Genomic DNA, 12,737 nt, shown 5'->3' on the forward strand with positions numbered 1-12,737 from the left:
TCCGCTGGCGCTGAAGCAGTGCCACGCTACAGTTAGCAGGCTGTTACCCAGCCCGCGCAGAATTTACTTAAGACGCCGCAGGAGAGACTCGCAATGGCCCAGCAGGTGAGTGGTCGCCAACCTCGCTATAAACGCATTTTGCTCAAACTTAGCGGCGAGGCCCTGATGGGCTCGGAAGAATTCGGGATCGACCCGAAAGTACTTGATCGCATGGCCCTGGAAGTCGGTCAGCTGGTCGGTATCGGTGTCCAGGTCGGCCTGGTGATCGGTGGGGGCAATCTGTTCCGCGGCGCAGCGCTCAGCGCAGCCGGCATGGACCGCGTCACCGGTGACCACATGGGGATGCTGGCGACCGTGATGAACGCCCTGGCCATGCGCGACGCGCTGGAGCGCTCGAACATCCCGGCCTTGGTCATGTCCGCCATTTCCATGGTCGGTGTCACCGATCATTACGACCGTCGCAAAGCTATTCGTCACCTCAACTCCGGGGATGTGGTAATTTTCTCCGCCGGTACCGGCAACCCGTTCTTCACCACCGACTCCGCAGCCTGCCTGCGTGCCATCGAAATCGATGCTGATGTGGTGCTGAAGGCGACCAAGGTCGATGGTGTCTACACTGCCGATCCATTCAAGGACCCGCACGCCGAGAAGTTCGATCACCTGACCTACGATGAGGTCCTGGATCGCAAGCTCGGTGTCATGGACCTGACCGCAATCTGCCTGTGCCGCGACCACAAGATGCCATTGCGGGTATTCAACATGAACAAGCCTGGCGCCCTGCTGAACATCGTGGTGGGTGGCGCTGAAGGTACTCTGATCGAGGAAGGCGAAGCATGATCAACGACATCAAGAAAGACGCTCAGGAGCGCATGGGCAAGTCCATCGAGGCCCTGGGCCGCAACCTGGCGGCGATCCGCACCGGTCGCGCCCACCCGAGCATCCTGGATAGCGTCAAGGTGCCGGCCTGGGGTAGCGAGATGCCGCTGAACCAGGTGGCTGCTATCACCGTCGAGGACGCCCGTACCCTGAAGATCGTGGCCCACGACAAGAACCTCAGCGCCGCCATCGAGAAGGCCATCCTGACTTCCGACCTGGGCCTGAACCCGTCGAGCGCTGGCACCACCATTCGTGTGCCGATGCCAGCCCTGACCGAGGAAACCCGTAAGGGTTACACCAAACAGGCCCGTGGCGTTGCCGAAGATGCCAAGGTTTCGGTGCGTAACGTGCGTCGCGATGCCCTGGCCGATCTCAAGAAGCTGGCCAAGGACAAGGAAATCAGCGAAGACGAAGAGCGTCGCGCCGCCGACGAGCTGCAGAAGCTGACCGACAAGTTCATCGCTGAAGTCGACAAGGCTCTGGAAATCAAGGAGAAGGACCTGATGGCCGTTTGAGGCCAGGGGTTTCTCTCATGGAAAAGACCAAGTCAGCGGCATCGCCTTCGGTGCCGCGTCACGTCGCGATCATCATGGATGGCAACAATCGCTGGGCGAAGCGACGCCTGCTGCCCGGCGTCGCCGGGCACAAGGCTGGCGTGGATGCCGTGCGTGCGGTGATCGAAGTCTGTGCCGAGGCCGGGGTCGAGGTGCTGACCTTGTTCGCTTTCTCCAGTGAGAACTGGCAGCGTCCGGCCGATGAAGTCGGTGCGCTGATGGAGCTGTTCTTCACGGCCCTGCGCCGTGAAGCCAAGCGCCTCAACGAGAACAAGATCAGTTTGCGGATCATTGGCGATCGTTCGCGCTTCCATCCTGAGTTGCAGGCTGCAATGCGCGAAGCCGAGGCCCTGACCGCCGGCAATGACCGCTTCATCCTGCAGGTCGCCGCCAACTACGGCGGCCAGTGGGATATCGCCCAGGCTGCGCAGCGCCTGGCGCGTGAAGTCCAGGCGGGCCATCTGCGCCCCGAGGACATCACGCCCGATCTGCTGCAGACGTGCCTGGCCACTGGTGATCTGCCGCTTCCCGACTTGTGCATCCGCACCGGGGGCGAGCATCGCATCAGCAACTTCCTGCTGTGGCAGCTGGCTTATGCCGAGCTGTACTTCTCCGACCTGTACTGGCCGGACTTCAAACACGAGGCCATGCGCAACGCCCTGGCCGATTTCGCTTCGCGCCAGCGCCGCTTCGGTAAGACCAGCGAGCAGGTCGAGGCTGGAGCTCGTGCTTAATGCTTAAACAACGCATCATTACCGCGCTGATCCTGCTGCCGATCGCGCTGGGTGGTTTCTTCCTGCTCAACGGTGGGGAGTTCGCCTTGTTCATCGGCCTGGTGGTGACCATTGGCGCCTGGGAGTGGGCGCGGCTGGCAGGGCTGGTGGCCCAACCGCTGCGCCTGGCTTATGCCGCTGTGGTGGCCGGGGCGTTGATGCTGCTCTATCTGATGCCGGATCTCGCACCCTGGGTCTTGGGGGCGTCGGTGATCTGGTGGGCGCTGGCCACCTGGCTGGTCCTTACCTATCCTCGTACCAGCGACCTGTGGGCCAGTGCCGCCTGTCGCCTGCTGATCGGGCTGCTGGTGTTGTTGCCGGCCTGGCAGGGGTTGGTGCTGCTCAAACATTGGCAGCTGGGCAACTGGCTGATCCTGGCGGTGATGGTTCTGGTCTGGGCGGCTGATATCGGGGCCTACTTCGCCGGGCGTGCTTTCGGCAAGCGCAAGCTGGCGCCGCAGGTCAGTCCGGGCAAGAGCTGGGAAGGTGTCTATGGCGGTATGATCGTCAGCCTGCTGATCGCCCTTGCAGTGGGCCTGGTTCGCGACTGGAGCTTCGGGCAAGTACTGCTTGGGCTGCTGGGCGCCGTCGTCGTGGTGATGTCTTCGGTGATCGGTGATCTGACCGAGAGCATGTTCAAGCGCCGCGAAGGCATCAAGGACAGCAGCAACCTGCTGCCGGGGCACGGTGGCGTGCTTGATCGCATCGATAGCCTGACCGCGGCGATCCCAATGTTCGCCGTGCTGCTCTGGGCGGCCGAATGGGGTGTCATGTGAGTCGTCCGCAACGTATCACAGTGCTGGGAGCCACCGGGTCGATCGGTCTCAGCACACTGGATGTCATCGCGCGTCATCCTCAGCGTTACCAGGTATTCGCCCTGAGCGGCTACTCCCGTCTCGATGAGCTGCTAGCTCTTTGTGTGCGGCATCGCCCGGCCTATGCGGTGGTGCCCAGCGCTGATGCCACTGCGCGCCTGCGTGATGGTCTGAGCGCTGCCGGTTGCCCCACCGAAGTGTTGGAAGGGGAGGCGGGTCTTTGTCAGGTCGCCTGTGCATCTGAAGTGGATGCCGTGATGGCGGCCATCGTCGGCGCTGCGGGCCTGCGCCCGACCCTGGCTGCCGTGGAGGCGGGCAAGAAGGTATTGCTGGCCAACAAGGAAGCGCTGGTGATGTCCGGTGCGCTGTTCATGGATGCGGTGCGGCGCAGCGGCGCGGTGCTATTGCCGATTGACAGCGAGCATAATGCGATCTTTCAGTGCCTGCCGACCGACCATGGACGGGGCCTGGCCCAGGTGGGCGTGCGTCGTATCCTGCTGACCGCCTCGGGCGGGCCGTTCCGCGAAACCCCCGTCGCCGCGCTGGCGGATGTCACTCCCGAGCAGGCCTGCGCCCATCCCAACTGGTCCATGGGGCGCAAGATCTCTGTCGACTCGGCGAGCATGATGAACAAAGGGCTGGAACTCATCGAAGCCTGCTGGTTGTTCGATGCAGCTCCGGCCAAAGTGGAAGTGGTGGTCCATCCACAGAGCGTCATCCACTCCCTGGTGGATTACGTCGATGGTTCGGTGCTTGCCCAGTTGGGCAATCCGGACATGCGTACGCCGATCGCCAATGCCCTGGCTTGGCCTGAACGTATCGATTCCGGTGTCGCGCCGTTGGATCTGTTCGCGATCGCCCGTCTGGACTTCCAGGCCCCCGACGAACAGCGCTTCCCCTGCCTGCGTCTGGCGCGTCAGGCTGCCGAGGCCGGCAACAGTGCCCCTGCCGTGCTCAATGCCGCCAACGAAGTGGCTGTGGAGGCATTTCTCCAGCGGCGTATCCGCTTCCCCGAGATCGCGGGTATGATCGAACAGGTGCTTGACCAGGAACCGGTGGTGGCGCTGCCAACGCTGGATGCGGTATTCGCCGCCGACCAGCGGGCCCGGGAGCTTTCCCGGGAATGGTTGAGGCGCCACGGTTACTGATGCTGGTGGCCTGCATGCTCACGCCTTGCAGGCCGCGAGTTCCAGGGATGGGCTGAACGTCATTCGGAGATGGTTATGACAGCGCTCTACATGATAATCGGCACCCTGGTAGCCCTGGGTGTATTGGTCACTTTCCATGAGTTCGGCCATTTCTGGGTCGCCCGGCGCTGCGGCGTCAAGGTGTTGCGGTTCTCCGTAGGTTTCGGCACGCCGCTGGTGCGCTGGCACGACCGCCATGGCACCGAGTTCGTGGTGGCGGCGATTCCCTTGGGTGGTTACGTCAAGATGCTCGATGAGCGTGAGGGAGAGGTACCCCCTGCGTTGCTTGGTCAATCCTTCAACCGCAAGCCGGTTGGCCAGCGCATCGCTATCGTCGCGGCGGGCCCCATCGCCAACTTCCTCCTGGCGATCCTGTTCTTCTGGGTCGTGGCGCTGCTCGGAACCCAGCAAGTCCGTCCGGTCATCGGTGCGGTGGAGTCGGGCAGCCTGGCGGCTTCCGCTGGGCTGGTCGCGGGCCAGGAAGTGGTGTCGATCGACGGCAAGCCGACCAACGGCTGGTCAGCCGTCAATTTGCAGTTGGTGCGCCGCCTTGGTGAGACCGGCACCTTGCGGGTCGGGGTGCGCGATGAGGGCGCTACCCTCGAGCGTCAGCATGAAATCAATCTCGATCACTGGCTCAAGGGCGTCGACGAGCCGGACCCGATCCAGTCCCTTGGCCTGCGCCCCTGGCGTCCAGCCATCCCTCCCGTTCTCGCCGAGATCGACCCCAAGGGGCCTGCGGCTGCGGCCGGGCTCAAGACCGGCGACACGTTGCTTGCGCTGGACGGAGTTGCTCTGGCGGACTGGCAGCAGGTCGTGGACAGCGTTCGCGCACGTCCCGAGGCCAAGGTGCAGTTGCGCGTCGAGCGTGATGGTGCACAGCTGGAGGTCCCGGTAACCCTTGCGCGGCGCGGGGAAGGGCAGGCCTCTGGGGGTTACCTCGGGGCTGGCGTCAAGGGAGTCGAATGGCCTGCCGAAATGCTGCGCGAAGTGAGCTTCGGGCCGTTGGAGGCGGTGGGCGAGAGCCTCTCTCGCACCTGGAGCATGAGCGTCCTGACCCTTGAATCGCTGAAGAAAATGCTGTTCGGGGAGCTCTCGGTAAAAAACTTGAGCGGACCGATAACCATTGCTAAAGTGGCGGGCGCTTCAGCCCAGTCGGGCGTGGGGGATTTCCTGAATTTCCTGGCCTACCTGAGCATAAGCCTGGGGGTTCTTAACCTGCTGCCCATTCCAGTACTGGATGGGGGGCATTTGCTGTTTTACCTGATCGAGCTGGCGCGCGGTCGTCCGCTCTCGGATCGGGTGCAAGGTTGGGGGGTCCAGATCGGTATCAGTTTGGTCATCGGGGTGATGTTGCTCGCCCTGATCAACGATCTGGGTCGACTATAAAAAGCTTCGCTCAATTGCGAACGAACCTGCCGCCTTATCGCGGCGGGTTGTTTATTGCCAGTTGGAATAAAAGGACTTCATGAAACGTCTGCTGCTAACTGCGGTCCTCTCCGCACTGATGATCGCTGAAGTTCACGCCGAGTCCTTCACCATCTCCGATATTCGCGTCAATGGTCTGCAGCGGGTCTCCGCGGGCAGCGTGTTCGGTGCCTTGCCCTTGAACGTGGGTGACCAGGCCGACGATCGCCGCCTGGTCGAGTCCACGCGCTCCCTGTTCAAGACCGGCTTCTTCCAGGACATCCAGCTGAGCCGCGACGGCAATGTCCTGATCATCAACGTGGTCGAGCGCCCATCGGTTTCGAGCATCGAGATCGAAGGCAACAAGGCGATCAGCACCGAAGACCTGATGAAGGGCCTGAAACAGTCCGGCCTGGCCGAAGGCGAAATCTTCCAGCGCGCCACCCTCGAAGGTGTGCGTAACGAACTGCAGCGCCAGTACGTGGCCCAGGGCCGCTACTCGGCCGAAGTCGACGCTGAAGTGGTACCGCAACCACGCAACCGTGTCGGCCTGAAGATCAAGATCAACGAAGGCACCGTCGCTGCCATCCAGCACATCAACATCGTTGGCAACAATGTCTTCGATGACGAGGAACTGAGCCAGCTGTTCGAGCTCAAGACCACCAACTGGCTGTCCTTCTTCAAGAACGACGACAAGTATGCCCGCGAGAAGCTCTCCGGTGACCTGGAGCGTCTGCGCTCCTACTACCTGGACCGCGGCTACATCAACATGGACATCGCTTCCACCCAGGTGTCCATCACCCCGGACAAGAAGCACGTCTACATCACCGTCAACATCAACGAAGGCGAGAAGTACACCGTACGCGACGTGAAGCTCTCCGGTGACCTCAAGGTGCCGGAAGACCAGGTCAAGTCGCTGTTGCTGGTGCAGCCAGGCCAGGTGTTCTCGCGCAAGGTGATGACCACCACCTCCGACCTGATCACCCGTCGTCTGGGTAACGAAGGCTACACCTTCGCCAACGTCAACGGCGTGCCGCAGCCGCACGACGAAGACCATACCGTCGACATCATGTTCGTGGTCGATCCGGGCAAGCGTGCCTACGTCAACCGTATCAACTACCGCGGCAACACCAAGACCGAAGACGAAGTGCTGCGTCGCGAAATGCGCCAGATGGAAGGCGGCTGGGCCTCGACCTACCTGATCGACCAGTCCAAGACCCGTCTGGAGCGCCTGGGCTTCTTCAAGGAAGTTAACGTCGAGACCCCGCCGGTGCCGGGCACCGACGACCAGGTCGACGTCAACTACAGCGTTGAAGAGCAGGCCTCCGGCTCGATCACCGCCAGCGTCGGTTTCGCCCAGAGCGCAGGCCTGATCCTGGGTGGTTCGATCAGCCAGAGCAACTTCCTGGGTACCGGTAACAAGGTTTCCGTTGGTCTGACCCGTTCGGAATACCAGACCCGCTACAACTTCGGCTTCGTAGACCCCTACTGGACCGCCGACGGCGTCAGCCTGGGTTACAACGCCTTCTACCGCAGCACCGACTATGACGACCTCGATGTCGACGTGGCCAGCTATGCGGTGGACAGCCTGGGCGCTGGCGTCAGCGTCGGTTACCCGATCAGCGAAACCTCGCGCCTGACCTTCGGCCTGAACGTACAGCAGGACAAGATCAAGACCGGCAAGTACACCGTCGACGAGATCTTCGACTTCCTGGATAAGGAAGGCGATGACAGCTTCCTGAACTTCAAGGCTTCGGCGGGCTGGTCGGAATCGACCCTCAACAAGGGCGTGCTGGCGACCCGTGGTCACTCCCAGAGCCTGAGCGCCGAGGTAACCACTCCAGGCAGCGACCTGTCGTTCTTCAAGATCGACTACCGCGGCCAGCTGTTCAAGCCAATCACCAACGACTACACCCTGCGCTTGCACACCGAATTGGGCTATGGTGATGGTTTCGGCTCCACCGACGGCCTGCCGTTCTACGAGAACTACTTCGCGGGTGGCTTCAACTCGGTGCGTGGCTTCAAGGACAGCAGTCTGGGTCCCCGCAGTACGCCGAGCCAGGGCACCAAGCCGGGCACCATCAAGGACCCGGACCAGGATCCGCTGCCATTCGGTGGTAACGTCCTTGTCCAGGGCGGTGCCGAGTTGCTGTTCCCGCTGCCGTTCGTCAAAGACCAGCGCTCCCTGCGTACTTCCGTGTTCTGGGACGTGGGTAACGTGTTCGACACCAATTGCGGCAACAAGCCTGATTGCGAAAAGGTCGGTTTCTCGGGCATGGCAAGCTCTGTCGGTCTGGGCGTCACCTGGATCACTGCGCTGGGTCCGCTGAGCTTCAGCCTGGCGATGCCGGTGAAGAAGCCGGACGACGCCGATACCCAGGTGTTCCAATTCTCTCTGGGCCAGACCTTCTAAGGTCGGCCCTTGCTTAACGACAACGGTTTATCCAGGAGTGCATCGTGCGTAAGTTGACCCAACTGGCCGTGATGGCCGCGGCGCTGGTCGCCACCCCGGCTTTCGCCGAAATGAAGGTCGCCGTGCTGAACTATCAGATGGCGCTGCTCGAATCCGACGCGGCCAAGAAGTACGCCGTCGATGCCGAAAAGAAGTTCGGTCCACAACTGACCAAGCTCAAGAACCTGGAAAGCAGTGCCAAAGGCATCCAGGACCGCCTGATCAAGGGTGGCGACAAGATGCAGCAGCAGGAGCGTGAGCGCCTGGAGCTCGAGTTCAAGCAAAAGGCCCGCGACTTCCAGTTCCAGTCCAAGGAGCTGAACGAAGCCAAGGCCGTTGCTGACCGTGACATGCTCAAGCAGCTCAAGCCCAAGCTGGATGGTGCTGTCGAGGAAGTGATCAAGAAAGGTGGCTATGACCTGGTGCTCGAGCGCGGCGCGGTAATCGATGTCAAGCCGCAGTACGACATCACCCGCCAGGTCATCGAGCGCATGAACCAAGCCCGTTGATATGACCGTGACCATGACGCTCGGCCAATTGGCCGAGGCCCTCGGGGCGCAGCTCAAAGGCCCAGAGGCGCTGCAAATCACCGGATTGGCCACCTTGCAGGAGGCCACCGCCGGGCAGCTGAGCTTCCTTGCCAACAAGCAGTACCGCAAGTACCTGGACGATTCCCAGGCAGGCGCGGTGTTGCTCAAGGCCGAGGACGCCGAAGGCTTCGCCGGCAACGCACTGATCGTGGCGGACCCATACCTTGCGTATGCCCGCATTTCGCACCTGTTCGATCCAAAGCCCAAGGCTGTGGCGGGAATTCATCCCAGCGCCGTGGTACATGAGAATGCACAGGTCGATGCCAGCGCCAGCATTGGCCCGTTCGCCGTGATCGAAAGCGGCGCGCGGATCGGCGCGAACGTGACGGTCGGCGCCCATTGTTTTATTGGCGCACGTTGCGTGATCGGTGAGGGTGGTTGGCTCGCTCCGCGGGTCACGCTGTACCACGACGTGACCATCGGCAAGCGGGTGGTGATCCAGTCCGGTGCCGTGATCGGTGGGGAAGGCTTTGGCTTTGCCAACGAGAAGGGCGTCTGGCAGAAGATCGCCCAGATCGGCGGTGTGACGCTGGGTGACGACGTTGAGATCGGTGTGAACACCGCCGTTGACCGCGGTGCACTGTCGGACACTCGTATCGGCAATGGCGTCAAGCTCGACAACCAGATCCAGATCGCCCACAACGTGCAGGTCGGTGACCACACGGCAATGGCGGCCTGTGTCGGGATCTCCGGCAGCACGCGCATCGGCAAGCATTGCATGATCGCCGGTGGCGTCGGCATGGTGGGTCACATCGATGTCTGCGACAACGTATTCGTTTCCGGTATGACCATGGTCACCCGTTCGATCACCGAGCCGGGCGGCTATTCTTCCGGCACGGCCATGCAGCCTCTGGCCGAATGGCGCAAGAGCGCCGCGCGTATCCGCCAGTTGGATGAAATGTCCAAGCGTCTCCAGCAGTTGGAAAAACGTGTCGATACCGTGACCTCAGGTGGCCAGCCGACATCAGAAGGCTGATACCATTCCCTGAGCAAGAGTGAACAGACGCTAGCTGGCTCCTCTTTGGATTGCAAAAGGAGCGTGTGGTCAGCACCTGCGCTCCCTATTCTTATTACAGGCTTCCCCCCGAAATGATGGACATCAACGAGATTCGCGAATACCTGCCTCACCGTTACCCGTTCCTGCTGGTGGACCGGGTCACGGATCTGGATTTCGAGGCCCAGAGCATTCGTGCCTACAAGAATGTCAGCATCAACGAGCCGTTCTTCAATGGCCACTTCCCGGCGCATCCAATCATGCCGGGCGTGCTGATCATCGAGGCGATGGCCCAGGCGGCCGGGATTCTCGGATTCAAGATGCTCGATGCCAAGCCGGCGGACGGCACTCTTTACTATTTCGTCGGCTCCGACAAGCTGCGCTTCCGCCAGCCGGTGCTGCCAGGCGACCAGCTGGTGCTGGAAGCCAAGTTCCTCAGCCGTAAGAGCATGATCTGGAAGTTCGAGTGCCGCGCCCTGGTCGACGGCAAGCCGGTCTGCTCGGCAGAGATCACTTGCGCGGAACGCTCCCTATGAGTTCGATTGATCCTCGGGCGATCATCGATCCGTCGGCCAAGATTGCCGACGGTGTCGAGGTGGGCCCCTGGTCGATCGTAGGCCCAGGCGTGGAGATTGGCGAGGGCACCGTCATCGGACCTCATGTGGTGCTCAAAGGTCCGACCCGCATCGGCAAGCACAACCGTATCTTCCAGTTCTCTTCCATCGGCGAAGATACCCCTGACCTCAAGTACAAGGGCGAACCCACGCGTCTGGTGATCGGGGACCACAATGTGATCCGCGAAGGCGTGACCATTCACCGAGGCACCATTCAGGACCGCTCGGAAACCACGCTGGGCGACCACAACCTGATCATGGCCTATGCCCATATCGGGCATGACAGCGTCATCGGCAACCACTGCATCCTGGTCAACAACACTGCGTTGGCCGGCCATGTGCACGTGGGTGACTGGGCGATCCTGTCCGGCTATACCCTGGTCCATCAGTACTGCCATATCGGTGCCCATGCCTTCTCTGGCATGGGGACGGCCATCGGCAAGGACGTGCCAGCTTTCGTCACGGTGTTCGGCAGCCCTGCCGAGGCACGCAGCATGAACTTCGAGGGCATGCGCCGTCGGGGCTTCAGTGACGAAGTCATCCACGCCCTGCGCCGCGCCTACAAGATCGTCTATCGCCACGGCCTGACCGTGGAAGATGCGCTCAACGAGCTGGGCGAGCTTGCTTCCCAATACCCCGAGGTCGAACTGTTCCGTCAGTCGATTCTCAGTTCCGCCCGCGGCATCACCCGCTGACATGGCCCAGCTTTGCGTGGCGCTGGTCGCGGGTGAGGCCAGCGGCGATATTCTCGGCTCCGGTCTGATGCGCGCGCTAAAGGCGCGCCATCCCGATGTTCGTTTCATTGGCGTCGGCGGTCCCTTGATGGAGGCCGAGGGTCTGGTGTCCTACTTCCCCATGGAGCGCCTGGCGGTCATGGGGTTGGTCGAGGTGCTCGGGCGCTTGCGCGAGCTGCTCAAGCGCCGCAAGGAACTGATCAGCACCCTCATCGCCGAAAAGCCCGACGTGTTCATCGGCATCGATGCGCCGGATTTCACTCTCAATATCGAACTGAAGCTGCGTCAGGCCGGGATCAAGACCGTGCATTACGTCAGCCCTTCTGTCTGGGCCTGGCGGCAGAAGCGTGTGCTCAAGATCCGCGAAGGCTGCGACCTGATGCTCACCTTGTTCCCCTTCGAGGCGAAATTCTACGAAGAGAAGGGCGTGCCGGTGCGCTTCGTCGGCCATCCGCTGGCGGACACGATCCCGCTCGAAGCCGACCGTCAGGCCGCCCGTGAGGCCATAGGCGCGGGCGAGGGGCCATTGGTGGCCTTGATGCCGGGCAGTCGTGGTGGTGAAGTCGGCCGGCTGGGCGAGTTGTTCCTCGATACGGCCCAGCGTCTGCGTGAGCTGGTGCCGGGCGTGCGTTTCGTCTCGCCCTGCGCCAACCCGGCGCGACGCGCCCAGCTCGAGCAGATGCTGCAGGGCCGCGACCTGCCGGTGACCCTGCTCGATGGCCGCTCGCACCAGGCCCTGGCAGCCTGCGACGCGGTGCTCATCGCTTCAGGTACCGCGACCCTGGAGGCGCTGCTGTACAAGCGGCCTATGGTGGTCGCCTATCGCCTGGCACCGCTGACCTACTGGATTCTCAAGCGCATGGTGAAGAGCCCCTACGTGTCGCTGCCCAACTTGCTGGCCCAGCGCCTGCTGGTGCCGGAGCTGCTGCAGGACGCCGCCACCAGTGAAGCCTTGGCCCAGACCGTGGCACCGCTGATCAGCAACGGCGCGCAGCAGACCGAAAGTTTCGACCAGATCCACCGCACCCTGCGTCGTGACGCCTCCAACCAGGCGGCCGAGGCGGTGCTGGCCTTGCTGGGAGACCGATAGGATGCAAATGGGGCTGGATTTCAACCTGGTCGAGGAATTGGTCGCCGGTGTCGATGAAGTTGGTCGCGGCCCGCTCTGCGGGGCGGTGGTCACCGCGGCAGTGATTCTCGATCCGCAGCGGCCGATTCTTGGCCTCAACGATTCGAAGAAGCTCACCGAGGCCAAGCGTGAAGCGCTGTTCGACGAGATCTGCGAAAAAGCTTTGAGCTTTTGCATCGCCCGGGCGGAGGTCGAGGAAATCGACCGACTGAACATTCTCCAGGCCACGATGCTGGCCATGCAACGTGCGGTCGAGGGGCTGAGCATCACGCCCAAGCTCGCCCTGATCGATGGCAACCGCTGCCCCAAGCTGGCGGTGCCGGCGGCGCCTGTGATTCAAGGGGACGCCCAGGTGCCGGCCATCGCGGCTGCCTCTATCCTGGCCAAGGTCACCCGTGATCGTGAGATGAGCGCGTTCGAGCTGATCTATCCGGGCTACGGGATCGGTGGGCACAAAGGGTATCCGACGCCTGTGCACCTTGAGGCGTTGGCGCGTCTGGGGCCGACGCCGATACATCGGCGTTCCTTCGCCCCGGTGCGCGCGGCGTGGGAGGCCCGTGAGGGCATCACCGACTCTTTGATCTGATCGATTGGGGCCGCTTTGCGGCCCCA

General features: G+C 62.3%; 13 protein-coding genes. All 13 read left to right on the top strand.

Annotated features, from left to right (window positions below; translation table 11 throughout):
* The first annotated feature begins 93 nt into the window (after positions 1 to 93).
* Complete coding sequence (gene pyrH / locus R6G97_RS04485; RefSeq protein WP_043208871.1) at positions 94 to 837, top strand: UMP kinase; 744 nt, start codon at positions 94 to 96, stop codon at positions 835 to 837.
* The gene (gene frr, locus R6G97_RS04490; protein WP_043208868.1) at positions 834 to 1,391 is read left to right on the top strand and encodes a ribosome recycling factor; all 558 of its coding nucleotides are present in this window, start codon (positions 834 to 836) and stop codon (positions 1,389 to 1,391) included. Before pyrH ends, frr begins: the two co-directional genes overlap by 4 nt.
* 17 nt (positions 1,392 to 1,408) lie before the next feature.
* Positions 1,409 to 2,164, top strand: coding sequence for a polyprenyl diphosphate synthase (gene uppS / locus R6G97_RS04495; RefSeq protein ID WP_043208866.1), 756 nt, complete (start codon positions 1,409 to 1,411; stop codon positions 2,162 to 2,164).
* Positions 2,164 to 2,979: a phosphatidate cytidylyltransferase gene (locus R6G97_RS04500; RefSeq protein WP_317847846.1), complete on the top strand. Its 816-nt coding sequence runs from the start codon at positions 2,164 to 2,166 to the stop codon at positions 2,977 to 2,979. The genes uppS and R6G97_RS04500 overlap by 1 nt, the downstream gene beginning before the upstream one ends.
* On the top strand, positions 2,976 to 4,166 hold the full coding sequence (ispC, locus tag R6G97_RS04505) for a 1-deoxy-D-xylulose-5-phosphate reductoisomerase (RefSeq protein ID WP_317847847.1): 1,191 nt from the start codon (positions 2,976 to 2,978) through the stop codon (positions 4,164 to 4,166). The genes R6G97_RS04500 and ispC overlap by 4 nt, the downstream gene beginning before the upstream one ends.
* 75 nt (positions 4,167 to 4,241) lie before the next feature.
* A complete protein-coding gene (rseP, locus tag R6G97_RS04510) occupies positions 4,242 to 5,594 on the top strand; it encodes an RIP metalloprotease RseP (protein ID WP_090346076.1) in 1,353 nt (450 codons plus the stop codon).
* 79 nt (positions 5,595 to 5,673) lie between these two features.
* The gene (gene bamA / locus R6G97_RS04515; protein ID WP_043208857.1) at positions 5,674 to 8,025 is read left to right on the top strand and encodes an outer membrane protein assembly factor BamA; all 2,352 of its coding nucleotides are present in this window, start codon (positions 5,674 to 5,676) and stop codon (positions 8,023 to 8,025) included.
* Between the two features lie 44 nt (positions 8,026 to 8,069).
* Entirely contained in the window at positions 8,070 to 8,573 is a 504-nt protein-coding gene (locus R6G97_RS04520; protein WP_043208855.1) for an OmpH family outer membrane protein, read from the top strand.
* 1 nt (position 8,574) lies between these two features.
* Positions 8,575 to 9,630, top strand: coding sequence for a UDP-3-O-(3-hydroxymyristoyl)glucosamine N-acyltransferase (gene lpxD / locus R6G97_RS04525; protein ID WP_102082219.1), 1,056 nt, complete (start codon positions 8,575 to 8,577; stop codon positions 9,628 to 9,630).
* Between the two features lie 113 nt (positions 9,631 to 9,743).
* A complete protein-coding gene (gene fabZ, locus R6G97_RS04530; protein ID WP_003252314.1) occupies positions 9,744 to 10,184 on the top strand; it encodes a 3-hydroxyacyl-ACP dehydratase FabZ in 441 nt (146 codons plus the stop codon).
* Positions 10,181 to 10,957 carry an acyl-ACP--UDP-N-acetylglucosamine O-acyltransferase gene (gene lpxA, locus R6G97_RS04535; protein WP_043208850.1) on the top strand — a complete coding sequence of 259 codons (777 nt, stop codon included), beginning with the start codon at positions 10,181 to 10,183 and terminating at the stop codon, positions 10,955 to 10,957. Before fabZ ends, lpxA begins: the two co-directional genes overlap by 4 nt.
* Before the next feature lies 1 nt (position 10,958).
* Positions 10,959 to 12,086 (top strand): lipid-A-disaccharide synthase, encoded by a 1,128-nt coding sequence (lpxB, locus tag R6G97_RS04540; protein ID WP_043208848.1) that lies wholly within the window; start codon positions 10,959 to 10,961, stop codon positions 12,084 to 12,086.
* A gap of 1 nt (position 12,087) precedes the next feature.
* Complete coding sequence (gene rnhB, locus R6G97_RS04545) at positions 12,088 to 12,711, top strand: ribonuclease HII (protein WP_043208846.1); 624 nt, start codon at positions 12,088 to 12,090, stop codon at positions 12,709 to 12,711.
* Positions 12,712 to 12,737: the final 26 nt, after the last annotated feature.

Source organism: Pseudomonas sp. HTZ2 (assembly GCF_033173945.1).
Lineage (GTDB): Bacteria > Pseudomonadota > Gammaproteobacteria > Pseudomonadales > Pseudomonadaceae > Aquipseudomonas > Aquipseudomonas guariconensis.